The organism is Nocardioidaceae bacterium (assembly GCA_018672315.1).
GTDB lineage: Bacteria > Actinomycetota > Actinomycetes > Propionibacteriales > Nocardioidaceae > TYQ2.
In genome coordinates this window covers 730,537-754,705 of sequence record CP076053.1, presented here as the reverse complement: position 1 = coordinate 754,705, position 24,169 = coordinate 730,537, and the positions used below count along the sequence as shown (strand labels likewise).

At 72.5% G+C, this 24,169-nt stretch carries 23 protein-coding genes; 13 read left to right on the top strand and 10 right to left on the bottom strand.

Annotated features, from left to right (window positions below; genetic code table 11):
- Positions 1-342: 342 nt before the first annotated feature.
- The gene (locus tag KLP28_03555) at positions 343-1,818 is read left to right on the top strand and encodes a S8 family serine peptidase (GenBank protein ID QWC85835.1); all 1,476 of its coding nucleotides are present in this window, start codon (positions 343-345) and stop codon (positions 1,816-1,818) included.
- Between the two features lie 3 nt (positions 1,819-1,821).
- Here KLP28_03555 and KLP28_03550 read toward each other — a convergent pair whose 3' ends face one another.
- Together KLP28_03550 and KLP28_03545 are read right to left on the bottom strand one after the other, a co-directional pair.
- Positions 1,822-2,682: a DUF3097 domain-containing protein gene (locus tag KLP28_03550; protein ID QWC85834.1), complete on the bottom strand. Its 861-nt coding sequence runs from the start codon at positions 2,680-2,682 to the stop codon at positions 1,822-1,824.
- Between the two features lie 196 nt (positions 2,683-2,878).
- The gene (locus KLP28_03545) at positions 2,879-3,799 is read right to left on the bottom strand and encodes an MBL fold metallo-hydrolase (protein ID QWC85833.1); all 921 of its coding nucleotides are present in this window, start codon (positions 3,797-3,799) and stop codon (positions 2,879-2,881) included.
- A 145-nt stretch (positions 3,800-3,944) separates the two neighbouring features.
- Here KLP28_03545 and hrcA point away from each other — a divergent pair, with 145 nt between their 5' ends.
- Genes hrcA through KLP28_03530 form a run of 3 tightly spaced genes read left to right on the top strand, consistent with a single transcriptional unit; the run spans position 3,945 to position 6,972 of the window.
- The gene (hrcA, locus tag KLP28_03540; GenBank protein QWC85832.1) at positions 3,945-4,967 is read left to right on the top strand and encodes a heat-inducible transcriptional repressor HrcA; all 1,023 of its coding nucleotides are present in this window, start codon (positions 3,945-3,947) and stop codon (positions 4,965-4,967) included.
- 56 nt (positions 4,968-5,023) lie between these two features.
- Positions 5,024-6,205 (top strand): molecular chaperone DnaJ, encoded by a 1,182-nt coding sequence (gene dnaJ, locus KLP28_03535; GenBank protein ID QWC85831.1) that lies wholly within the window; start codon positions 5,024-5,026, stop codon positions 6,203-6,205.
- Positions 6,202-6,972: a 16S rRNA (uracil(1498)-N(3))-methyltransferase gene (locus tag KLP28_03530; GenBank protein ID QWC85830.1), complete on the top strand. Its 771-nt coding sequence runs from the start codon at positions 6,202-6,204 to the stop codon at positions 6,970-6,972. The genes dnaJ and KLP28_03530 overlap by 4 nt, the downstream gene beginning before the upstream one ends.
- Before the next feature lie 44 nt (positions 6,973-7,016).
- Here KLP28_03530 and KLP28_03525 read toward each other — a convergent pair whose 3' ends face one another.
- Positions 7,017-8,168, bottom strand: coding sequence for a hypothetical protein (locus KLP28_03525; protein ID QWC85829.1), 1,152 nt, complete (start codon positions 8,166-8,168; stop codon positions 7,017-7,019).
- On the bottom strand, positions 8,165-8,665 hold the full coding sequence (locus tag KLP28_03520) for a SigE family RNA polymerase sigma factor (protein ID QWC86778.1): 501 nt from the start codon (positions 8,663-8,665) through the stop codon (positions 8,165-8,167). Before KLP28_03520 ends, KLP28_03525 begins: the two co-directional genes overlap by 4 nt.
- A gap of 167 nt (positions 8,666-8,832) precedes the next feature.
- Between KLP28_03520 and KLP28_03515 the strand changes: the two genes are divergently transcribed.
- From KLP28_03515 to era, 7 genes are all read left to right on the top strand, one after another.
- Positions 8,833-9,213: a histidine triad nucleotide-binding protein gene (locus KLP28_03515; GenBank protein QWC85828.1), complete on the top strand. Its 381-nt coding sequence runs from the start codon at positions 8,833-8,835 to the stop codon at positions 9,211-9,213.
- Positions 9,214-9,337: 124 nt separating this feature from the next.
- Positions 9,338-10,399 (top strand): PhoH family protein, encoded by a 1,062-nt coding sequence (locus tag KLP28_03510; protein QWC85827.1) that lies wholly within the window; start codon positions 9,338-9,340, stop codon positions 10,397-10,399.
- Positions 10,396-11,016, top strand: a complete 621-nt coding sequence (ybeY, locus tag KLP28_03505) for an rRNA maturation RNase YbeY (protein ID QWC85826.1) — start codon at positions 10,396-10,398, stop codon at positions 11,014-11,016. The genes KLP28_03510 and ybeY overlap by 4 nt, the downstream gene beginning before the upstream one ends.
- Positions 11,013-12,374, top strand: coding sequence for a hemolysin family protein (locus tag KLP28_03500; GenBank protein ID QWC85825.1), 1,362 nt, complete (start codon positions 11,013-11,015; stop codon positions 12,372-12,374). Before ybeY ends, KLP28_03500 begins: the two co-directional genes overlap by 4 nt.
- 92 nt (positions 12,375-12,466) lie before the next feature.
- Entirely contained in the window at positions 12,467-12,778 is a 312-nt protein-coding gene (locus tag KLP28_03495; protein QWC86777.1) for a cytidine deaminase, read from the top strand.
- Positions 12,779-12,785: 7 nt separating this feature from the next.
- A complete protein-coding gene (locus KLP28_03490) occupies positions 12,786-13,604 on the top strand; it encodes a siderophore-interacting protein (protein ID QWC85824.1) in 819 nt (272 codons plus the stop codon).
- Positions 13,605-13,642: 38 nt separating this feature from the next.
- Positions 13,643-14,569 (top strand): GTPase Era, encoded by a 927-nt coding sequence (gene era, locus KLP28_03485; protein ID QWC86776.1) that lies wholly within the window; start codon positions 13,643-13,645, stop codon positions 14,567-14,569.
- A 233-nt stretch (positions 14,570-14,802) separates the two neighbouring features.
- Here the strand turns inward: era and KLP28_03480 are convergent, their stop codons facing one another.
- The 5 genes from KLP28_03480 to KLP28_03460 form a co-directional block, all read right to left on the bottom strand.
- The gene (locus KLP28_03480) at positions 14,803-15,492 is read right to left on the bottom strand and encodes an SDR family oxidoreductase (protein QWC85823.1); all 690 of its coding nucleotides are present in this window, start codon (positions 15,490-15,492) and stop codon (positions 14,803-14,805) included.
- A gap of 101 nt (positions 15,493-15,593) precedes the next feature.
- Positions 15,594-16,484 (bottom strand): septum formation family protein, encoded by an 891-nt coding sequence (locus KLP28_03475; GenBank protein ID QWC85822.1) that lies wholly within the window; start codon positions 16,482-16,484, stop codon positions 15,594-15,596.
- A 16-nt stretch (positions 16,485-16,500) separates the two neighbouring features.
- Entirely contained in the window at positions 16,501-17,388 is an 888-nt protein-coding gene (locus KLP28_03470) for a septum formation family protein (protein QWC85821.1), read from the bottom strand.
- Positions 17,389-17,477: 89 nt separating this feature from the next.
- Positions 17,478-17,969, bottom strand: coding sequence for a flavodoxin family protein (locus KLP28_03465; protein QWC85820.1), 492 nt, complete (start codon positions 17,967-17,969; stop codon positions 17,478-17,480).
- 31 nt (positions 17,970-18,000) lie between these two features.
- Entirely contained in the window at positions 18,001-18,669 is a 669-nt protein-coding gene (locus KLP28_03460) for a hypothetical protein (GenBank protein ID QWC85819.1), read from the bottom strand.
- 255 nt (positions 18,670-18,924) lie between these two features.
- Between KLP28_03460 and leuA the strand changes: the two genes are divergently transcribed.
- Positions 18,925-20,649 (top strand): 2-isopropylmalate synthase, encoded by a 1,725-nt coding sequence (leuA, locus tag KLP28_03455; GenBank protein ID QWC86775.1) that lies wholly within the window; start codon positions 18,925-18,927, stop codon positions 20,647-20,649.
- Here leuA and KLP28_03450 read toward each other — a convergent pair.
- Entirely contained in the window at positions 20,636-23,161 is a 2,526-nt protein-coding gene (locus KLP28_03450) for a PAS domain S-box protein (GenBank protein QWC85818.1), read from the bottom strand. The two genes, leuA and KLP28_03450, sit on opposite strands and share 14 nt — an antisense overlap.
- A 154-nt stretch (positions 23,162-23,315) precedes the next feature.
- Between KLP28_03450 and KLP28_03445 the strand changes: the two genes are divergently transcribed.
- Complete coding sequence (locus KLP28_03445; GenBank protein QWC85817.1) at positions 23,316-24,167, top strand: alpha/beta hydrolase; 852 nt, start codon at positions 23,316-23,318, stop codon at positions 24,165-24,167.
- Positions 24,168-24,169: the final 2 nt, after the last annotated feature.

Below are 24,169 nucleotides of genomic sequence, written 5' to 3'. Positions count from 1 at the left end.
GCTGCTGGATGCCGCCGTACGCGGGCTTCGGGCCCGGCTGCTGCCAGCCCTGCTGTGGGTCGGGCTGCTGCGGGTCGGGCTGCTGCTGCCAGCCCATGTCGTCGCCCGGGCGGCCGTACGGGTCGGAGGGTCCCTGCTGCTCACTCATGCGTCGAGCGTACGGACCGCGGCGGTCGCAGGCGCGGATCGTCCACAGGGGGTGGTCCGAACCCGACCGTGACCTCCGGCACTCTGCGTCGTTGTGTCCCGCATCGACCGGTCCGTCCCGTCCGACACGGGACGTCCCGCTTCACCCGGCACGACGGGACGAGGGGCGAGCGGCCGGCGGCCAGGAGGATTCGCGTGACCTCACGCCTTCGCCCGACCCGACGTGCCCCCCTCGCGGTGGCAGCAGCCGCGACAGCGGCGCTGACCGCGCTCGCCACGGGGCCAGCCCTCGCCGAGGAGCCGGCCGCCCCGCTGGCGCCCGTCTCGGACTTCCTCGCCGGCACGCTCGGCTCGCTCACGGGCTCCAGCACCGTGCTGGTGCACGGTGAGACGCTCGCCGACGCCCGAGGCGCCGTGGCGGCGACGGGGATGAGGACCACGCTCACGCTCGAGCGCATCGGCGTCGTCGCGGCGCGCGGCACGAAGGCGCAGATCCGTGCCGTACGCGCCGAGCCCGGCGTGACCTACGTCGAGGGCAACGAGCCGATCGAGGTGCTCGACGACACCTCCAACACCGCCACGCGCGGCGACGTGGCCGTCTCCGACCTCACCGGCGCCGACGGCACGGCGCTGAACGGCTCCGGCGTCTCGGTGGCCGTGATCGACTCCGGTGTCGACCCGACCCACCCGGCGTTCCGTGGCCCCGACGGCCGCGCGGTCGTGGCGAACCTGAAGACCGTCTGCGCCACCGACGCGCTGTGCACGGTCCAGCGCGTCCCGAACTTCCTCGACACCGACACCCTGAGCGCCGGCGGCCACGGCACGCACGTCTCCGGCATCGTCGCCGGGCGCCCGAAGACCCTGATGGACGGCACCACCCAGACCGGCGCCGCACCGGGCGCCGACGTCGTGTCGCTCTCGACCGGCGCGGTGCTCTTCATCCTGGGCGCCGACGCGGCGCTGGAGTGGGTGCTGGAGAACCACGAGGCCCCGTGCGGCGAGGGCGTCCCCGCGGCGGAGTGCCCGCCGATCAAGGTCACCAACAACTCCTACGGCCCGACCGGTGGTGGGGAGTTCGACCCCGACTCCGCGACCGTGAAGCTGCAGCGCGAGCTCGTCGCCGAGGGCGTCGTGACCGTCTGGGCCAACGGCAACGACGGCGGCGACGGGTCGCAGAGCCTGTCCAACCCGCCCGGTCAGGACCCCACGGGGGGCATCTTGAGCGTCGCCTCCTACTTCGACCAGGACACCGGCACCCGCGACGGGGTCGTCTCGGAGTTCTCCAGCCGGGGCGAGGCGGGAGACCCCTCGACCTACCCCGACATCTCGGCGCCGGGTGAGGCGATCACCTCGGCCTGCCGGCCGTACCTCGTGATCTGTGCGACCGGTCTGGACTTCCGCAACGGCCCCGGTCTGCTCGACGTGGGCACGTACAACACGATCAGCGGCACCTCGATGGCCGCCCCGCACATCGCGGGCATCGTCGCGCAGCTGTTCCAGGCCGACCCGACGGCGACACCGGCGGAGATCGAGCAGGCGTTGAAGTCCTCGGCCCACAAGTACACCGACGGCGCGGCGTACGAGCCGGCCCCGTTCGGGTCGACGTCGTTCGACAAGGGCGCCGGCCTGGTCGACGTGCCGGCCGCCGTCGCGGCCCTCACGGGCGGCTGAGGCTCAGCCGCTCCCCGGAGCGGTGACGAAGTCGATCAACTCCTCGACCCGGCCCAGCAGGGCCGGGTCGAGGTCGTTCCAGCCCCGCACCTTGCCGAGGATGTGCTTCCACACCCGGGCGACGTCCGCCTGGTCGCGGTGCGGCCAGCCGAGTCGCTGGCAGGTGCCCTTCTTCCAGTCCTCACCGCGGGGCACGGCCGGCCAGGCCGGGATGCCGACGGACGAGGGCTTGACGGCCTGCCAGATGTCGATGAAGGGGTGGCCGACGACCAGCACGTGCGCGCCGATCGGCGACCGCTGCACGGCCCCCGCGATGCGCGCCTCCTTCGACCCCGGCACCAGGTGGTCGACCAGCACGCCGACGCGCCGCTGCGCCGTCGGCTCGAAGTCGCGCAGGTGCTCGGCGAGGTCGTCGACACCGTCGAGGTACTCCACGACCACCCCCTCCACGCGCAGGTCGTCGCCCCAGACCTTCTCGACCAGCTCGGCGTCGTGGCGGCCCTCGACGAAGATGCGGCTGGCCCGGGCGACTCGTGCGGGTGCGTCCGCGACCGTCATCGACCCCGAGGCCGTACGCGTCGGCTTCGCGGGGGCCTTGCGGCTCGGTGGACGCACGATCACCGGCTTGCCCTCGAGCAGGAACCCCGGGCCCATCGGGAACACCCGGCGGCGGCTGCGACGGTCCTCGAGCGTGAGCGTGCCGAGGTCGCGGTCGACCTTCACCACCTCGCCGCACATGCCGGTCTCGACCTCCTCGAGCACCTCGCCGACGGAGGTCTCGTGCTCGACGGCGCGCCCGTTCTTCGGTTTGCGCCAGTCGGAGGAGAGGACGTCGCTGCCGTACCTGTCGTGGGGGGAGGTCACCGGTCAACGCTAGGTCAGCACCGGGTCACCCCGGGCGTACGTGGCGCCCGGCGCGCCGTCCGCCTCGGCCGCCCCGGCCGCCCCGTCCTGAACGCCCGCGTATGCGGGCGTCCTGGACCTTGTGCGGCGCTGCACACCCGCGCAGGCACGGGATCACCCGCGTACGCGGGCGTTCAGGGGGCCGTGGACGTCGCCGTCAGGCCATCGGCAGCTGGCGGCTGCCGCGAGGGAGGTGCTCCCAGGCGCGGCGTACGGCGTGGTCCAGCACCTCGACCGGGTACGGCCACTCGCCCGCGGCGAGCACGTCCTCGAAGCGCGTCCCGGAGACCGCGAGGGCGCGCACCTGCTCGGCGACCTGCCCGACGGCGTCGCGCTGGTCCTCGACGAAACCGCGGTCGACCAAGGCGCCGTGACCGGGGACGACGACGTCGCCGGGCATCGTCAGCTGCAGCACCAGGTCGAGGGTGCCGGGCCACTCCAGCGGCCAGGAGTCCGGACCCCACACCGGCGGCGCCGACTCCTCGACGAGGTCGCCGGTGACGACGACGGCGCTCCCGGGGCCCTCGACACCGCCGACGCGGACGACCAGGTCGCCGTCGGTGTGCCCCCTGCCGGGGTGCACGACCTCGACGAGCCGGTCGCCCAGGTCGTACGCCCACACCGCCGAGAGCGTGCGGCTCGGCTCGACGATCGGCGAGGCCGCCTGCAGCCGGAGACGCTCACGCTCGACGTCGGTGAGCTCCGCAGCGGCGTCCTCGGCGCGACGCGTCGCGTCGGCGGCGTACGCCTCGTTCTCGGCGACCAGCACCGCGGCGGCGCGCTCGTGGGCGAGGTAGTCGACGCCCGGCCAACGGTCGAGCACCGCGGAGGCCCCCAGCACGTGGTCGTGGTGGCTGTGACTCGCGACGACGGCTGAGAGCGGCCGGTCCGTCACGCGCTCGATCTCCGGGAGCAGCGCGGCCATCGAGGCCGCCGAGGCGTGGGTGTCGACCAGCAGTGCGGACTCCCCGCCCACGACGAGCGTCAGGTTCGCGTCGAACCACTCGTGCCGGGCCACCCACACCCGGTCGCCCACCTCGGCGAAGGACGGCGTACGGAAGGGCAGGGGGGAGGACATGGTCCGAGGCTAGGGGCACGGTCGAGTCCGGCGCGCCGGCCACGGGTGAGGAGCGCGACCCCCGCTCGGCTCGGCTCGCACGGGTGGTCCCGCGTAGACTGGCACTCGCCATTCATGAGTGCCAGCACGCGACCCGGGAGGTGCGATGTCGGAAGAACGCCGCCTCGCGGTGCTCCGCGCGATCGTGCAGGACTACGTCGACACCCACGAGCCCGTCGGCTCCAAGGCGCTGGTCGAGCGTCACGCGCTCGGCGTCTCCAGCGCCACGGTGCGCAACGACATGGCCGTGCTCGAGGACGAGGGCCTGATCCAGCAGCCCCACACCTCCGCGGGTCGCATCCCGACCGACAAGGGATACCGGCTCTTCGTCGACCGGCTCTCCGGCGTCAAGCCGTTGTCGGGTCCGGAGCGCCGGGCCATCACGACGCTTCTCGACGGGGCCGTGGACCTCGACGACGTCGTGCAGCGCAGCGTCCGGCTGCTCTCCCAGCTCACCCGGCACGTGGCCGTGATGCAGTACCCGACGCTCTCGCGCTCGACGGTGCGCCACGTCGAGGTCATCTCGTTGACCGGCAGCAGGCTGATGGTCGTGCTGATCCTCTCCACCGGCCGGGTCGAGCAGCGCGTGGTCGACATCGGTGAGGCGCCCAGCGAGGAGGACCTGCTGCTCCTGCGTACGGCCGTCAACCGCGCCGTCGTCGGCGAGACCATCGCGGACGCGGCGGCGGCACTGACCGGGGTCACCGCGACCGTCCCGCCGACGTTGTCGGTGGCGGCGGACACGATCGTCGGCACCCTGGTCGAGGCGATGAGCGACCACCGCTCCGACCACCGCGTCGCGGTGGGCGGTGCGGCCAACCTCGCGGCGTACGGGGAGAGCTTCGACTCCGCCATGCGTCCGATGCTCGAGGCGCTCGAGGAGCACGTGGTGCTCCTGAAGCTGCTCGGGGAGGCCTCGAGCCCGGCGGCCGTGACCGTGACGATCGGCCACGAGGGACCGGTGCAGGAGCTCAGCTCGACCTCGGTCGTCTCCACCGGCTACGGACCTGGGCCGGAGGCCCTCGCCGCGCTCGGCATCGTGGGCCCGACCCGCATGGACTACCCGGGCACGATGGCCGCCGTGCGCGCGGTGGCCCGCTACGTCTCCCGCATCCTCGACGAGCAGTAGCACCGCAGACTGCTCCCCCCGCACGCTCACCACGACGATCCGACGAAAGAGAACCCGTGGCCCAGGACCTGTACGAAGCGCTCGGCGTCAGCCGTGACGCCGGCCCCGACGACATCAAGAAGGCCTACCGCAAGCTGGCCCGCCAACTGCACCCCGACGTCAACCCGGACCCCGCGACGCAGGAGCGCTTCAAGGAGGTCTCGGCGGCGTACGAGGTGCTCAGCGACCCCGACAAGCGGCAGCGGTACGACGCGGGCGGCAACCCGTTCGGCCAGGGCGGCTTCGGCGGTGGTGCCCAGGGCCAGGGGTTCAGCTTCAACGACATCATGGACGCCTTCTTCGGCGGCGCCGGCGGAGGTGCGGCCGGCGGGCGGGGTCCGCGGCCGCGCGTACGCCGTGGCCAGGACGCGCTCATCCGGCTGCAGGTGACGCTGGCCGAGGCCGCGTTCGGGGCGGAGAAGGAGCTGAAGGTCGACACGGCCGTCGTGTGCGGCCTGTGCCAGGGCGACGGTGCGGCGCCGGGCTCGAGCCCGCAGACGTGCCAGACCTGCCACGGACGGGGCGAGGTCTCCCAGGTGCAGCGCAGCTTCCTCGGCGAGGTGCGCACGATGCGTCCCTGCCCGGCGTGCCGCGGCTTCGGCTCGATCATCCCCGAGCCGTGCCGTGAGTGCTCCGGCGACGGACGGGTGCGGTCGCGCCGGTCGCTGACGGTGCAGATCCCCGCGGGCGTCGACGCCGGCACGAGGGTCCAGCTCGCCGAGCAGGGCGAGGTCGGGCCGGGCGGCGGCCCGCCCGGGGACCTGTACGTCGAGCTCGACGTCGAGCCCCACGAGCGCTACGTCCGCGAGGGCAACGACCTGATCTGCAGCGTGTCGCTGCCGATGACGGCTGCGGCGCTCGGCACGAAGATCACCCTGCCGCTCCTGGAGGCCGACGTCGTCGCCGACGGCGACGAGGCCGCGACCGACCTCGAGACCCAGGTCGAGGTCGAGGTGCGCGCCGGGACCCAGTCGGGCACCGAGCAGCGGCTCCGCGGCCGCGGGGTGCCGGGGCTGCGGTCCTCCGCGCGCGGCGACCTGATCGTCCGCATCGTCGTCGACACCCCGACGCGGCTCGACGCGAGGCAGGAGGAGCTGCTGCGCGAGCTGGCAGCGCTCCGTGACGAGGAGTCGCCCGACGGCGAGCTGGCGCAGCCGCACCGGTCGGTCTTCGACCGGCTGCGCGACGCCTTCAAGTGAGCCTGCCGGTCTTCCTCGTCCCCGAGCAGCCGGGGCTCCCGGCGCCGCATCAGGCGCAGGGGACGGTCGTCGAGGTGACCGGCGCGGAGGCCCGGCACGCCGTGGTGGTGCGGCGTACGACGGTCGGCGAATCCGTCGAGCTGGTCGACGGGTGTGGTCGTCGCGGCGTCGGCGAGGTCGTGTCGGCCTCGAAGACGGTCATGGGCGTACGCCTCGCCTCGGTCGTCGACGAGCCGGCCCCGGTGCCGCGGCTGACGGTCGTGCAGGCCGTGCCCAAGGGTGACCGCGGCGAGCTGGCGGTCGAGATGCTCACCGAGGTCGGCGTCGACGTCGTCGTGCCGTGGGCGGCATCGCGCTGCGTGGCGGTGTGGAAGGGCGAGCGCGCCACCAAGGGTGTGGCCAAGTGGCGGACGACGGCGCGGGAGGCCGTGAAGCAGTCGCGGCGGTCGCGGGTGCCGGTGGTGGCGGAGCTGGAGCGGACGACCGAGCTCGTGGATCGCGTTCGCCAGGCGGTCACCGGCGGGGGACTGGCCCTCGTGCTGCACGAGGGGGCCGACGAGCGTCTGACGGGCGCCCTCGCCGCCGTCGACGCACCGACGGACGTGCTGCTCGTCGTCGGCCCCGAAGGTGGGGTGTCGCCCGAGGAGATCGAGGCGCTGGTCGACGCGGGTGCGACGTCGGTGCGGCTGGGCGACGAGGTGCTGCGTACGTCGACCGCCGGGGTCGTGGCGTGTGCGGCGGTGCTGGCCGCGACGAGGTGGCACTGACGAGTGGCGAGCAACCGCCGCCGCGTCCTGGGACGGGCACGCGCTCAGCCGCGCGACCCGGCCACCTCGATCGACACGCTGTAGCCGGCGAGCCCCCGGCCGAGCGCCCTCTGGTCGGCGGTGAGGCCGATCTGCAGCCGACCGTCGATGTCCGGGACCGGCACGTCCACCTCGAAGTAACGCCGGTCAGGATCGCCGGTCAGCGGACGGAGGGCGACCTCACCGCTGCCGAAGGTGCGTGGCTCGCCGGCGCAGTCGACCCCGCACCCTTCCATCAGGTCGTACGTCAGACCCTGCACGCGGTTGTCCACGACACCGGAGACCCTCACGACCTCGCCGGCCACGAATCGTTCGCCGTCGGCCGGGCTGGCGATCTGCACGGCGTCGAGGGAGTCTGCCTCCGGGGCCACCTCGCGCACGGCCCCGTCCGGACCTTCCACGCTCAGGCGTACGGGCTCCTGAAGGACCGAGCGCGCCGTCCAGGCCAGCTGCTGCAGCGCGGCGTCCTCGGCACCCGTCACGTCGCGGGACTCAAGAGCGAGGTCGCCCACCCGGACCGAGACCAGCGTGGGAGCCGACGTCCCGGTCTCCGAGCCGTCCACGCTGGTCAGCTCGACCTGCTCGAACGCGGGGAAGCCGAGATCCGTCCCCGAACTGTCGATCTCGGCCGCGTACGCGCCGCGAAGCAGGTCCTGGTCGCTGCCGTCGCTGGTCACCGAGAGGAGTTCCGCGCGCAACGAGGTCGTGACGGGGTCGCCGGTCGTACCCGCGGGCCCGACAGCGAGCAGCCGGTAGACCGGCACGACCCACCGGTCCCTCCCCGCAACGGACTGGGGTGCGAACGGGTCCGCGCCCGGCACCCCGAGATCCGTGTCGCCGGGCGTGGGAGCTGCTGAGGGGGAGCCGCCGGCGGACGGAACCGGTGTGTCGGGCCCGGCGGAGGCGACCGGCGGGGCGACGCCGTCAGGGAAGAGATCCTCCACCAGGGCGGCGCCGCCCACCACCACCGCAGCCGCCGCGGCGGCGGCCAGCGCGGCTGCGACCGGGCGGCCGACACGTCTCGAGGCGCGGCGGGACTCGCGTCCCGCCCCGAGGACCTGCTCGAGGTCGGACCTCGGACGTACGTCGTCGACCGCACCGTGCAGGAGGGCGCGCAACGCCGGGTCCACGGGATCGTCCTGCTCGTGAGGGCTCATGACTCTCCTCCCAGCCTGGCACGCAGCGCCGCGGCTCCCCGTGAGGCGTGGGTCTTCACCGACCCGCGCGAGATCTCGAGGACGGAGGCGATCTCCTCCTCCGACATGTCGCGGTAGTACCGCAACGTCAGCACCTCGCGCTGCCGACGCGGCAGGTCGGCGAGCGCATCGAGGACACGGTCGCGCCTCTCGGACGCGAGCACGGCGTCGTCGGCCCCCGGAGCCAGCGACTCGCGGGGGTCCTGTCGCTGGATCCACCGCGTCGCGACCACCCGACGACGCTGCGCCGAGCGACATCCGTTCACCACGCTGCGGTGCAGGTAGCCGACGGCGCCCGCGGGATCGTCCAGGCGGTCCCACCTGCGGTGCAGGGTGATGAACGCGTCCTGCACGACGTCCTCCGCGAGCAGCTGGTCGCGCACCAGGAGCACCGCGAGACGCACCATCTCGGTGTGGTGCGCGGAATAGAGGTCGGTGATCGCCTCGTCGGCGTTCATCACGACGCCGTTGCCTCCACGGAGGCGCACGCTACCGGCGGTCCTGCTCCACGACGGAGCGCTCACTGCCGGCGCGTACGACACTGCGATCTCCTCCCGCTCTCCGTGACCACCACGCGTTGCCGGCCGCTGCGGTTGACACCGCCGCTCGACTTCTCGGCGAGCGGATGGGCAGGCTGGGGGACATGAGCGACACCGACTGCCTGTTCTGCACGATCGTCGCCGGCGACGTCCCCGCGGACGTCGTGGCCGAGACCGACGCGTGCGTAGCGTTCCGCGACATCAACGCCCAGGCCCCCACACACGTGCTGGTCATCCCGCGCGAGCACCACGAGAACGCGGCAGCCCTGGCGGCCGAGGACCCGGATGTGCTCGCCGACCTCGTGCGTACGGCCCACCAGGTCGCCGCCGACGAGGGCCTGACCGACGACCTCGACGAGCGCGGTTACCGGCTCGTCTTCAACACCGGCGCGGGCATCGGGCAGAGCGTCTTCCACGTGCACCTGCACGTGCTCGGCGGACGCCCGATGAGCTGGCCGCCGGGGTGAGGGGCATCGCGTACGCGGCACCACGAGACGGAAGAAGCGGCCCTGCGCGCGCGTTACGTACCATGAGAGCCAGAACGGCCCAGTCCTGCTCACCCACACAGGAGGCAGCCCCCTCGGGGCATCCATGAGCGCAGCGAACCGACACGCAGACTCCCCGCGACACTCCTTCACCGTCCCGAACAGCATCAACATGGTGTCCCTGCTCGGGCCGCGTGACGAGCACCTGTCGCTGATCGAGCAGGCCTTCGACGCCGACGTGCACGTGCGCGGCAACGAGTTCACCGTGCGCGGCGAACCCGGTGAGGCCGCCAGCGTCGAGCGGCTGGTCGACGAACTCGTTACCATCCTCCGCACGGGGCAGGGCCTCACCACCGAGACCGTCGAGCGGGCGGTGGAGCTGATGCGCACCGAGACCCAGGAGCGACCCGCCGACGTCCTGAGCCTCAACATCCTCTCCAACCGCGGCCGCACGATCCGGCCCAAGACGCTGAACCAGAAGACGTACGTCGAGGCCATCGACAAGCACACGATCGTCTTCGGCGTCGGCCCCGCGGGCACCGGCAAGACCTACCTGGCGATGGCGAAGGCCGTGCAGGCGCTGCAGGCCAAGGCGGTCAACCGCATCATCCTCACCCGGCCCGCCGTCGAGGCGGGCGAGCGGCTGGGATACCTGCCGGGCACGCTGACGGAGAAGATCGACCCCTACCTGCGGCCGCTGTACGACGCGCTGCACGACATGCTCGACCCCGAGACGGTGCCGAAGCTGCTGGCCAGCGGCACCATCGAGGTCGCCCCGCTGGCGTACATGCGCGGACGTTCCCTCAACGACGCCTTCATCATCCTCGACGAGGCCCAGAACACCTCGCCCGAGCAGATGAAGATGTTCCTCACCCGCCTCGGCTTCGGCTCCAAGATCGTCGTCACCGGCGACACCTCCCAGGTCGACCTGCCCAGCGGCACCAAGTCGGGCCTGAAGGTGGTCGAGGACATCCTCGACGGCCTGGAGGACGTCAGCTTCCACAAGCTCACCGCCGCCGACGTCGTCCGCCACCGGCTCGTCGGCAAGATCGTCGCGAAGTACGACGAGTACGACGCCCGCCGCGAAGCGGCCCGGCTGCGCCGCGAGGAGCAGGCCGAGCGCGCGACGGCGCCGGAGTCGATCAGCGGCGGTCCGAGGCGCTCATGAACATCGAGGTCCTCGACGAGTCCAGTCCGGAGGGCGACGAACCCGGGTCTGCTGACCCGGGTGTCCTGGCCGACCCGGCCGATCGTGCTCCGTCGCCCGACGATGTCGCACGCCTGGCCGCGTACGTCATGCACGTTATGCGTGTGCACCCCGAGGCCGAGCTGGCCGTCCGTCTGGTCGAGCCCGACGTCATCGCCGCCCTGAACGAGCAGTGGATGGGCAAGGAGGGCCCCACCGACGTGCTCGCGTTCCCGATGGACGAGCTGCGGCCCGCCGCTCCCGGTGAGTCGCCGGAGGAGGGCGTGCTCGGCGACCTGGTCGTCTGCCCGGCCGTCGCGGCGCAGCAGGCCGAGACCGTCCGCGCCCAGGGCGACGCCGCGTACACGACCGCCCGTGAGGTCGAGCTGCTCGTCACCCACGGCATCCTGCACCTCCTCGGGCACGACCACGCCGAACCCGAGGAGCACCGCGTCATGTTCGGGCTCCAGGCCCAGCTGCTCGAGGCGTGGTGTGCAGGAGGCACCACTCCTGAGGGCTTCGACCCGCTCGCCGGACCCGAGGCGTTCCCTGCCACGACCACCTCGACCACGGCCTCGACCCAGGGCGGCAGCTCATGACCGCCGAGCTGCTGCTGATCGTCGCGACCGCCGTGCTCGTCGTGGCAGCCGGCGCCTTCACCACCACGGACGCCGCGTTCAGCGCGCTCTCGCGAAGCCAGGCCGAGGACCTCGCCGACGAGGGTCGCGCGGGCGCCAAGCGCCTCGTCGCGGTGCTGGACGACCTGCCGCGCCACCTCAACACCGTGCTGCTGCTGCGCATGGCGACCGAGGTCGGCGGCATCGTCACCGCGACCATCGCGGCCGTACGCGTCGGCGCCGGACCGATCGGTCTGATCGCGACGGCGCTGCTCATGGCGGTGCTGTCCTACGTCGTGGTCGCGGTCGCGCCCCGCACGTTCGGCCGCCAGTCCAGCGAGCGCGTCGGTCTCCTCGCCGCCGGTCCGGTCTCGCTCCTGACCAGCCTGCTCGGCCCGCTCGCCTCGCTGCTCATCAAGCTCGGCAACGTGCTGGCCCCGGGCAAGGGCATCGAGGAGGGCCCCTTCTCCTCCGAGGCGCAGCTGCGTGAGCTCGTCGACGCCGCCGAGGCCAGCCAGCTCATCGAGTCCGGTGAGCGGCAGATGATCCACTCGGTCTTCGAGCTCGGCGACACCCTGGTGCGCGAGGTCATGGTCCCGCGTCCCGACGTGGTCTTCATCGAGCGCCACAAGACGCTACGCCAGGCCATGAGCCTCGGTCTGCGCTCGGGCTTCTCCCGCATCCCCGTCATCGGCGACAACCTCGACTCCGTCGTCGGCGTCGCCTACCTCAAGGACGTCACCAAGCGTGTCTTCGACAACCGCGACGCCGAGTCCACCGAGAAGGTCGACTCGGTGATGCGGCCCGTGACCTGGGTGCCGGACTCCAAGCCCGTGGACGCGCTGCTGCGGGAGATGCAGGCGGAGCGTACGCACCTCGCGGTCGTCGTCGACGAGTACGGCGGCACCGCCGGACTCGTCACCATCGAGGACATCCTCGAGGAGATCGTCGGCGAGATCACCGACGAGTACGACGCCGCGCAGCCCGTGCTCGAGCACCTCGACGACGGTCGGCACCGCGTCACCTCGCGCCTGCCCGTCGACGACCTGCTCGACGCTGTGGGCGTCGAGGTCGAGGAGGAGGACGTGGAGACCGTCGGTGGTCTCATGGCCAAGCACCTCGGCAAGGTGCCGATCGCGGGCTCGGTCGTCGAGGCGCACGGGCTCCGGTTCGAGGTCGAGTCCACCGGTGGACGCCGCAACCAGGTCGCCACCGTGCTGATCACGGTGCTTCCCGACCCCGAGGTGGCAGGCGCGGTCGACGGGACCGCCCGGGTGCACAGGGCCGGCGGGGACGCAGTGCCCGTCGAGGAGAGCGAGTCGCGCGGGGTCCTACGCTGAGCCGCATGGCAGATCCCGCACCGCAGTCGGCAGGGCAGCCTGCACCCTCCACGGATGCCGGTCGTCTCGAGGACCCCGAGGACGCCAAGCTCGTGACGCTGGCCCGGTCCGCCCGGGCGCGTACGCGTGCCGCCCAGGGTGCCGCCGTGCGCGACCTCGACGGACGCACGTACGCCTCCGCGACCGTGGAGCTGCCGTCGTTCTCCGCGACGGCCGCCCAGGTCGCGGTGGCGATGGCCGTGGCCAGCGGGGCCCGCGGCCTGGAAGCCGTCGTCGTGCTCGACGACGGCGACGGCGGCCCGGGTGACGCCGACGTCGCCGTGACCCGCGACCTCGCAGGTGACGGCTGTCCCGTGCACGCGGTGACGGCGACGGGCGACCTGCGCGCCACGGTGACCACGTGAGCGCCCGATGAGCGTCAGGCCGGGCCAGCATGCCGGGCGCGTGGTGCAGCGCGAGCAGCTCTCCGCCCACCTCGTCCGTCTCGTCATCGGCGAGCTGGGCGGCTTCACCACCACCGGTGTCCCGGACGAGTGGGTCGCGCTGACCGTGCCGGGTCAGTTCCAGACCCGCTACTACACGGTGCGGACCTTCGACCCCGCGACCTCGACCATGGTGCTCGACGTGGTCGTGCACGAGCACGGCCTGGTCACCGACTGGGCGGCAGGGGACTGCGTCGGCGACGAGGTCGGCATCTCCTCGGCCAAGGGCTCCTTCGCCCTGCCGGAGGACGCCGGATGGGTCGTGCTCGCCGGCGACCTCACCGGTCTCCCGGCCATGGCACGCATCGGGGAGACCCTCGCGAACCTCGCGCCCACGGTGCCGGTGACCGCGTACGTCGAGTCACCCGAGCCCGCTGACGCCCTGCCCGACTACCTGCCCGGCACGATGCAGGCGCTCTGGTCGTCTCCACCCGACGTCGAGCAGTCGGGACTCGCTGACCTCGTCGCCGGCCTGACCTGGCCCGAGGGGCCCGGCTACTTCTGGATGGCGGGGGAGTCCGCGCAGATGCGGCGCATCCGTACGCACGCGCGGCGCGAGCTCGGCTGGAGCGGCGACCGGCTCGATGTCATGGGCTACTGGTCCGCCACCCGCGGGCGGCAGCGTCGCGCCGTCGACCCCGGCCCCATCTACGCGCGGGGCAAGGCGCTCGGCAAGTCCGACGAGGAGATCTGGGCCGAGTACGACGAGGCTCGCGACGAGGCCCGCGACGACAAGGACACGCGATGACACCCGGACCCCGCGGACCTGCTGCACCACCGCCGGAGATGCCGTCGTACGAAGGACACCGGTCGGGCTTCGCCTGCTTCGTCGGGCGCCCGAACGTCGGCAAATCGACCCTGACCAACGCGCTGGTCGGCACCAAGGTCGCGATCACCTCCTCCAAGCCGCAGACGACCCGCACGGTCGTACGCGGCATCGTGCACCGACCCGACGGGCAGCTGGTGCTGGTCGACACCCCCGGCCTGCACCGCCCGCGCACGCTGCTCGGCGAACGGCTCAACGACCTCGTCCACTCCACGTGGTCCGAGGTCGACGTCGTCGCGGTGTGCTTCCCCGCCGACGAGAAGATCGGGCCGGGCGACAGGTTCCTGGTCTCCGAGCTCGCGAAGGTGCGCCGCGGCCCGCGCGTGGCCGTGGTGACGAAGACCGATGCAGCCACACCGGACCAGATCGGCGAGCAGTTGCTGGCCGTGCAGGCGCTCGGTGAGGAGACCGGCACCGAGTGGGCCGAGATCGTGCCCGTCTCGGCACTGGAGGGTGAGCAGGTGGCGCTGCTCTCGGACCTGCTGCTCGGCATGCTCCCCGAGGGGCCTCCGCTCTACCCCGACGGCGACCTCACCGACGCCCCCGAGGAGCAGCTGGTCGCCGAGCTCGTCCGCGAGGCGGCGCTGGAGGGCGTACGCGACGAGCTGCCGCACTCGATCGCCGTCGTCGTCGAGGAGATGACGCTGCGCGAGGGCCGCCCCGAGGACAAGCCGCTGCTCGACGTCTACGCCCACCTCTTCGTCGAGCGCGACTCCCAGAAGGGCATCGTGATCGGCAAGGGCGGGTCGCGACTGAAGGAAGTGGGGTCCGAGGCCAGGCAGCAGATCACGGCGCTGCTGGGCACCCCGGTGCACCTCGACCTGCGCGTCAAGGTCGCCAAGGACTGGCAGCGCGACCCCAAGCAGCTGCGCCGCCTGGGCTTCTGACCCTCGCGCCTCCCCCGAGGGGTCACTTCCCGCGAGGGGTCCCTTTCGGCGAGGGGTCAGTTCCCGCGAGAGGTCACTTTCGGCGAGAGGTCAGTTCTCGCGGGACTGACGCTGACATGTCCGATGCGTACGACCCATGCCACCCCGCCCGGCGGCGTCGATCGCCCAAGAGCCTCGCGAGAGTCGACCTCTCGCGAGAACCGACGTCTCGCGAGAACTGACCTCTCGCGGTGTCAGGAGGTGGTGAGCTCCCCGCTGTCCATCTTGATCTCGGTGGCATCCCCGGCGAGAGCCTCGACGACCTGCTCGACAACCTTCCCAGCAGGCATCGGGTCGGGCATCTTCGGCGGCTCGGCCCCCATCGCGCGCTGCTCCAGCCCGGTATCGAGGTGCGGCGGCCGGATGTCGAGCACCCGCAGCTTCTTGCGGTTCTCCCGACGCAGCACCTGGAGCCAGACCGAGAGGGCCGACTTCGCCGCCGAGTAGTCGGCCATGCCTGCAGTCGGCATGTCGGCGAGGATCGCGGAGAAAACCGCGACCGTGCCCTTCTCCGCAAGGTGCGGCGCGGCGGCGCGTACGAGCGAGATAGGTGCGAGCACGTTGACCGCGAAGAGCTCCTCGGTCACCGCCGCTTCGGTGTCGAGCGCGGGGCCGAAGCCTGCGTTGCCGACGGTCACGACGATCGCGTCGAGGCCGCCCAGCTGGTCGGCGGCCTGGTCGACCGCAGCGCGGCAGGAGTCGACGTCGACGGCGTCGAAGCGTACGCCCTCGGTACCGCACCGCTCGGCGACGTCCGTGAGCCGGTCGGCGTCCCGCCCGCCAGGCACCACCTTCGCGTTCTTCTCGAGCAGCGCCGTCGTCAGCGCCCCACCCAGCTCACCGGTCGCGCCGGCCACCAGCACACGTGCTCCATCCAGATCCATGACCCACCTGTGCCCGGCACGCCGGTCGGCTATCCGGGCAGGAACGCGCTTCGCGGGAAGTGACCTCTCGCGGGAAGTGACCTCTCGGGGGAAGTAACCCCTTAGCGGGAGGGCAGCCAGCACGTGCCCAGACGACGCCCGTCGTTCCACTCGCCCCGCGACGGAAACTGTGCGCTGTAGCGGAATCGCACCGTGCCCTGCTCTCGCTGCGCGACGCGCTCGCACGCCGTGCGGGTCGTGGCGGCGACGGCGCCGCGTCCCGGGTACGACGCCTGCTCACCCCTGGCCCCTGCCGGCGCGACCGGCACTGCCGCGACCGCACGCCAGCGGTGCGCCCTGCTGCAGACGACCTCGCGCGAGCGTTCCGCGCCAGGCACGCCCGTCGAGCAGCGACCCACGCGACGCGGCGGGACGGCCGCGCCGTCCAGCGCGCCGCGGATCCCGCCGGGCAGCGGAGCGAGTCGTCCCTCGCGGCCGAGCAGAACGACGTCGCAGCGGAACCAGGACGCGCCCTCCAGGTACGCCTCGAAGCTCGGAAGCACCCAGACCGGTCGCAGCAGGGTCAGTGACCGGGTGCGTTCGGTGCCGCCGACGCGGTCGTCGAACGTCGCCTCGCACGACCGCGCCGCGTCGGCCTGCACCGCCGGGGCGTCGAGGGCGAGGAGGTGGCCGTCGGCGTACGCAGCGAGCCCGCCGACGGCCAGCGTGGTCGCGGTGTGGTCGCTTCCGCACGGCACGGGCCGCTGCACCGGCACGGTGCCGGTCGCGGCGACGGCCGCGCGGAACCCGTAGGCCCAGCAGTCACCCGTCTCGGGCGACACCGCCGCCTCCGCCGTCTCCGTCGCTTCGGGCGACGCCGTCGAGGGCACCGGTGACGGGGTCTCCACGGCCACCGAGGGCGTGCCCGGGACGAGAACGGCCATCACCGCCATCACCAGCACGGCCATGGCCGCGACGGCCATCGCGCGCACGAGCCGGAGCGAGGAGAGCACCCGGTGAGCGTACGACTCAGGCGCTGGAGCGGGCCCAGCAGACGGCGACGCGGTTGCCGGCCTTCCACTCGGCCTCGTGGAACCAGGAGTAGGCGAACTCGTACTCCGGCTGGTAGTCGAGATAGTCCGCCACCTGGTCCGAGCAGCCGTCGCGGGCCCGCGAGGCGACGATCTTGTCGCCGGGGTACTTCTCCTTGGGCCCGTTCGTCACCTTCACGAAGCGGATCGCGCGCCAGGTGTGCTTCTCGGTGCACGGGGTCGCGGGTGCCGAGGTGATCGTGGGGCCGTCCACGCACTGCATCCACTGCTCGACCGGCCCGCGGGCGAAGAGCCCCTTCGCGTCCCGCGGCAGGGGTGCGTACGACGCCGCGGCCGGGGTGCCGCCGACGATGTCGCAGCGGAACCAGCGGGCGCCGTCGGCCCACTGTTCCTCGGTCGGCCGGAACCAGGCCCACGAGACCAGCGAGCGCAGCCTGATCGACTCGTCGCCGCCGACGAAGGCGGCGAAGCGCCGGGTGCACTCGTCGTAGATGTAGGCGCCGAGCGCCGGGGAGTCCCACGCGGTACCGCGGGTGACGCGCTCGGGGAAGCTCCCCACGACGAAGGTCTGCGCGGTGTGCTTCTCGGCGCACGCGACGGGGTCGGTGTCGTCGGCCGGCTGGGCGACGTCCTCGGGGGTGAGGTCGCGGCAGGCGCCGAGCTGCGGCGCGTCGGCCAGCGCTGGGGCGTCGGACTGCTCGATCGCCCCGCCCGACCCGTCGGCAGCGTCTGAGGTGGGCGGGGACGACTGCCCGGCCGCCGAGGCGGACGGCGGGGTCTCGACGGGGTCGTCCTCGGAGCCGCCGCACGCTGCGAGGGGCAGGAGCAGCGCGAGCGACGCAACGGTCAGTCGGACTCGGGTCACGCGCAACCTCGCACTCGTGGCATTCGTCGCATCAGGGACGGTCATCGTAGCCGCGGTCACACAGACCGACGGTCAGCAACGACGTGCGTTCACGGCATCAGCAGTGCCGCCAGGGTGCCGCCGAGCTCGTACGCCCGCTCGGTCGCGGCGTCGTCGACGTCGCCGATCACGCTCAGCACCTCCGCGGCCTGCGTCCAGGGCAGGGCGCCGACGATGGTCTGGACCGACTGCTCCGCGCCGGTGGTGTCGTAGCGGCCGTGGACGCAAAGGCCGTACGGCTTCTTCCCGCCGCCACCCGCCGACCCCTCGCCACTGCCGTCGTCGGAGAGCGCGCCGCCGATGTCGAGGAAGGTCCGGTCGAACATGTCCTTGACCATCCCGGCCATGTAGCCGAAGTTCGCGGGCGTGAGCAGCAGCACGCCGTCGGCGTCGATCAGGTGCTCGGCCTGCACGTCCGCGACGGAGCGTACGTCCACCTCGACGCCCTCGATCGCGTCGTCGGTCGCGCCCGCGTGCAGGGCGTCGCGGAGCGCGGCGACGTGCGCGGTCGGGGAGTGGTGGGCGATCAGGAGCGTGGTCATGCGGACGAGCCTGCCTTGTCGGGCCCGCGCGTCACAGCAGACGATGCCCGTCCGGGTCCACCCCGACCGCGCCGTGCTCGTCGAGGAGCGTGCGCAGCCGCACCGCGTCGGTCTCACGCAGCCGAAGCACGGCCAGGTGAGGGTCGAGCGAGTCGATGTCGCGCACGAGGCCGGCGTCCTCGAGCGCCCTCACCGCATTGTTCAGCGGTCGCGTATCGGCCATCCACGCCGGATCGAAAGATCGCTGGCGGCGTGCCAGCTGCGTCATCGCATCGGTCAGCGACTCCGGTCGGGTTCCGACCCAGACGGCGAGACGCGAGATCGTCGCCGGCGAGAAGGCCCGCTTTGGTGCACCCGCCGACTCCCAGCACTCCTCCACCTGCGGATCCCACACCGTGACGCCATGTGCGGCAGCCGCACGCCGGATCACGGCCTCACCACGTTCGACGCCGTCGAACGTCATGACGATCTCGACGACCCATCCCTCGGGCTCCAGGGTTCCGCTCATGGCCCAGGGCGGTGGGGGCTCGACGTCGAAGGCGGCCGGGTCATCGGGCGCCTCGGCGCGCACGGCCGTCACGAAATCCAGCAGCGCCTGCGGGGGAGCGTCCGAGCGCCGCGCCAGGTCGTCCCAGATCTCCTCGGCGGCGTCGGCGTCGACGGGAGCGCTTCCGATCCAGCACCCCACGTCGTAGGACATGCGGCGAATCTAGCCCTCAGCACCGGCCGGGTCGGGAGGCCTGACTTCCGGCGTACGCGTCATCCGCGTAGGGTGAGTGTCCTCATGAAGATGCGCAGCCTCCTCCTTCGCTGCCGCAGCGGGGCCTGACCGACCGGCTCCCTCGCTGCGGAGTCGCGTGATGCCCGGTCAGCCCATCCGGGGCACGTCCCCGTCACGACCAGCACCAGCGAGGAACCCATGAGCGACTACATCTCCACCCAGGCCCCCAGCGGCATGCCCTTCGGCCGCTACGCGCCGTTCGACCCCGTCGACCTGCCTGACCGCACCTGGCCCGACGGCCGCATCACCAAGGCCCCCCGGTGGCTCTCGACCGACCTGCGCGACGGCAACCAGGCGCTGATCGACCCGATGACGCCGGCGCGCAAGATGGCGATGTTCGACCTGCTGATCCGCATGGGCTACAAGGAGATCGAAGTCGGCTTCCCCAGCGCGAGCCAGACCGACTTCGACTTCGTGCGGCAGCTCATCGAGGGTGACCGGATCCCCGACGACGTACGCATCTCCGTGCTGACGCAGGCGCGCGAGGACCTCATCGAGCGCACGGTGCAGAGCCTGGTCGGCACCGACCGCGCGACCGTGCACCTCTACAACGCGACCGCGCCACTGTTCCGCAGCGTCGTGTTCGGCGTCGACCGCGACGAGTGCCGCGCGATCGGCGTCCGCGGCACCGAGCTGGTCGTGAAGTACGCCGAGCAGCTGCTCGGCGACCAGGTCTCCGCCGGGCAGTTCGGCTACCAGTACAGCCCGGAGATCTTCACCGACACCGAGCTGGAGTTCGCCCTCGACGTCTGCGAGGCCGTCAGCGACGTGTGGCAGCCCGAGGCGGGCCGGGAGATCATCCTGAACCTGCCGGCGACGGTCGAGATGAGCACGCCGAACGTGTACGCCGACCAGATCGAGTTCTTCAGCCGCGGACTGACCCGTCGCGAGCACTCGGCGATCAGCCTGCACCCCCACAACGACCGTGGCACGGCCGTCGGCGCCACCGAGCTGGCCCTCATGGCCGGGGCGGACCGCGTCGAGGGCTGCCTGTTCGGCCACGGCGAGCGCACGGGCAACGTGTGCCTGGTGACGCTGGGCATGAACCTGTTCAGCCAGGGCGTGGACCCGCAGATCGACTTCTCCGACATCGACGAGATCCGCCGCACGGTCGAGTACTGCACCCAGCTGCCGGTGCACCCGCGTCACCCGTACGCCGGCGACCTCGTCTACACCGCCTTCTCCGGCTCCCACCAGGACGCGATCAAGAAGGGCCTGGAGGCCCTCGAGGTCGAGGCCGCCGCCGTCGGTCACCCGGTCTCGGAGCACCCGTGGAAGGCGCCGTACCTGCCGATCGACCCGAAGGACGTCGGACGCACGTACGAGGCCGTCATCCGCGTCAACAGCCAGTCCGGCAAGGGCGGGGTGGCCTACATCCTGAAGTCCGAGCACAAGCTGGACCTGCCGCGCCGGCTGCAGATCGAGTTCTCCCGTGCGGTCCAGCAGGTCACCGACGACTCCGGCCTCGAGATCACGCCCGCGCAGATCTGGGAGCACTTCCGGGGGGAGTACCTCGACCGCACCGCCCCGCTGGAGGTCACGGCCGTCCGCTCCACCTCGACCGCCGACAGCGCCGACCACCTCGAGGTCGACATGGTCGTCGACGGTGAGACCCGCACGATGACCGGCACCGGCAACGGCCCGGTGGCCGCCTTCGTCGACGCGGTCAACGAGCTCGTCACCGAGCGTCAGGAGGCGGGCGACGCCGACTGGCTGCGTCGCGGGGAGGTGCGGGTGCTGGACTACACCGAGCACGCGATGAGCGCCGGAGGTGACGCGGTGGCCGCAGCGTACGTCGAGTGCGCCGTCGGCGACAGGGTGCTGTGGGGCGTCGGCATCGACGCCAACATCGTGACGGCGTCGCTCAAGGCGATCCTCTCGGCGGTCAACCGCTCCTGAGCGGGCCGGGCCGCAGCTGACGTTGCTGCGGGAAGACGACGTCGACCTGGGTGCCGGCGCCCTCGGTGGAGCGCAGCACCAGCTCGCCGCCGTGCAGTCGCAGGATCGTCTCGGCCAACGACAGGCCGAGCCCCGGCCCCTGGATGGCGTGCTCGTTGGCGTTGCGCGCCCGGTAGAAGCGCTGGAAGACGTGCTCCACCTCGTCGGCGGGGATGCCCATGCCCTGGTCGCTGACCCTGACCCGGATGCCGTCCTCGTGCGGCTCGAGGCACACGGTCACCTCGGCGCCGTCGGGGGAGAACTTCAGGGCGTTGTCGACCACGTTGCCCAGGGCACGGCGCACGTGCTCGCGGTCGCCCTGCACCCGGCAGGGCGTGGTCTCGTCGAGCAGGTCCTGGAAGACCAACGACTGGCAGCGCGTGTGGGCGGTGGGTGAGAGATCGGCGAGCACCCCCTGCAGCTGGGTGCGCAGGTCGACGGGGCCGGTGTCGGTGGCACCGCCCTGCTCGAGGTCCGAGAGGGTCACCAGGTCGTTGGCGAGATCGCGCAACCGGTAGCCGTTGCGGGCGATGGCGTCGAGCAGGCACCGGGTGGCGTCGTCGGTGACCTCTTCGCGGACGACCTCGGCGTAGCCGACGATGCTCGAGATGGGCGTACGCAGCTCGTGGCTCACGGTGGTGACGAACTCGTTCTTCGCCCGATCCAGCGACCGCAGCCGGTCGACGGCCTGCCGTTCGCGCTGCAGGGCGGCGAGCAGGATCTCCTGCGAGCGCCGCCGTTCGGTGACGTCGCGGGCGACGACGAGGTAGCCCGTACGACGGCCGGCGCCGTCGGTCACCTCGTCGAGGGTCTGGCTGACGGCGACGCGCTCGCCGTCCGCGCACTCCCACCACCAGTCGTGCGCGGGACGCTCGGGCCCGGTGCCGAGCACGTCGAGGATGCGCGCGGTCTCGGCGGCCGGGGACGCCGCCGGGTCGATGACGACCGAGCCGTCGCAGGTGCCACGGGCGATGAGGGTGGTGAAGGCGGCCCCGAGAGCGTCGTCGGCCTCGAGACCGAGCAGGTCGACGGCGCCGCGGCTGAAGACGGTGATCGTGCCGTCGGGGTCGAGCCCGATCGTCGCCGTGCTGGAACCGGCCTCCAGCATCCGGGCGAGGAGGTCGCCGGTGTGGCGCTCGTCGGTGACGTCGATGCCCGTGAGGACCACCGACCCGGGCTCGCCGGGGCCGGTGTCGAACGCCGAGGCCGTGAGGCGTACGCGGCGCACCTTGCCCGAGGTCGTCGCCAGCTCCCGTTCACCGCTGAGGTCTGCCTCGGCGAGGCGAAGGCCCTCGGCGAAGGCCTGCTGGGCGAGCGCTCGGTTCTCCGGAGGGGTGAGCGTCTCCCAGATCGGACGCCCCTCCAGGTGCGCGGCGCTGAATCCCGTCGCCCGGGTCACGGCGTCGTTGACGAGCAGCACCGTGCCGTCGGCGGCCACGACGGCCGTGAGGGCGTCGGTCGACCGCAGCACGGTGCGGGTGAAGTCGGCCTCGCGTCGGGCGGCCTCGGCCGCGTCACGCTGCTGAGCACTGGCGGTGGCCACCACCAGCGCGGTGAGGGCCAGCGCGCTGAGGTAGAGCTGCAGGGCGATGGTCGCAGCGGTCCAGTCGGGGTAGGTCCCGCCGACCCCGACGGTGAACGGGCCACGTCCCACGCTGAAGGCCAGCACCGCCACCACGGCGACGACGGTCGACTGGATGGCGGTGGCCCGCGGGCTCTGACGGACGGCCCCCCACAGCAGCACCGGCAGGAGCGCGACGGCGACACCCGCGCCGCTCGCGGTGCCGAAGACCCAGAGCTCGACCGCCACCAGGACCGCCCACTGGGCGTACTGCTCGCGGGAGCGGCGCCAGGCGCCGGCCGGGGTGAGGAACAGCGGCCCGAGGCACAGCGCCGCGGTGACGTGGCTCAGCGTGGTCTGACCGACGAGCTCGAGGTAGTCCGCCTCCGGCAGGAACACCATGAGCGGGGCCAGGCCGGCAGCGAAGACGACGGCGCCGGCCAGGTCGGCGAGCAGCAGCCGTCCCACCGCACTGACCGAGGTGAGCAGGGCGCTGCCGGGCAGCCCTCGCAGCACGAGTGCGATCACCAGGCTCTCGAGCGCGGTGAGGAGCCCCATGCCGATGCTCAGGTCGACCTGGCGTTCGGCGAGCACCTGGCCGAGCGTGATGGTGCCGGCCACCACGGGCACCAGCACCACCCACTGGCGGCGCGGTGCCTGCAGCAGCAGGCCCACCCCGACGAATGTGGCGGGCCACCAGATCGCCAGCGAGGACTCCGGCGGGCTGATCACCACCGCTCCGAGGGAGGCTGCGAGCAGCCAGCCCAGGAGCCACAGGTGGCTGCTGGGCCGCAGGTCGTCGGCGCCGGGGTCGACGTACCCGACGGGATTGCCGAGCCTCCCCACGCGGTGGGACCGCCGCACCCGCGGCGCGCCGAGAGGCGCGAGCGCACGGGGTGCGGTGGTGGCCATGGGCACATCCTGGCGCGCCTGAGGGTCGGGTGGATGCACTACGGGTCAGGTGAGGTCTTTGGTCCCCTCTTGTCCGTCTCCTCGGCCCTGCCCCACTCGTCCCTTCGTCCTAAGCCTCCCGGTGAGGCGCCGCGATTCCCCTACCCTGAGGATCATGAGTCTGGTGTCCGAGCGCGTCGGTCAGTTCTTCTGTGACGGCGACCGCCTCGAGTTCACCGAGTACGGCGGCGGGGACCGTTGGGTGGTGCTGTTGCACGGCCAGCTCATGCCGCGGCGCATGTGCCAGCCGCTCGCCCGCGTGCTGGCGGCCGCCGGGCACCACGTCGTGGCGCTGGACCTGCTCGGCCACGGGCGGTCCGACCGACCCGCCGACCCGACGCTCTACTCGATGACGGCGTTCGGGGAGCAGGTCATCGCGCTGCTGGACCACCTCGGCGTCGAGCAGGCGGTCGTCGGCGGCACGTCGCTGGGCGCCAACGTCTCGCTCGAGGTCGCCGACGCCGCGCCCGAGCGCGTCCGCGGCATCATCGCCGAGATGCCGGTGCTCGACAACGGCCTCGAAGCGGCCATCGTCGCCTTCGCGCCCCTGATGTTCGTCGGCCGGCTCGCGCCGGTCCCGGTCAGCGCGCTGCGGCGGGCCTCCCGCTCGGTGCCCCGGGGCCTGGTGCCGTTCTGGGCCGGCATCGTCCTCGACACCCTCAACCAGCGGCCCGCCCCGATGGCCGCCGCGGTGCACGGGCTCTTCTTCGGTCGCGTCGCACCCCCCAGCGCGCGGCGGCGCGCCATGCAGGTGCCGGCGCTCGTCGTCGGGCACCGCCGCGACCCGATCCACCCGTACGCCGACGCGGCCCTTCTCGCCGAGGAGATGCCCCGCGCCAGGTTCGTCCCGGCGAAGGGCATCCTCGAGTGGCGCTTCTCGCCCGAGCGACTCGACGAGGCCGCGGTCGAGTTCGTCCGCGACTGCTGGACCGAAGCGGAGCAGCGACCGCACCTGGTCCTGTCCTGAGC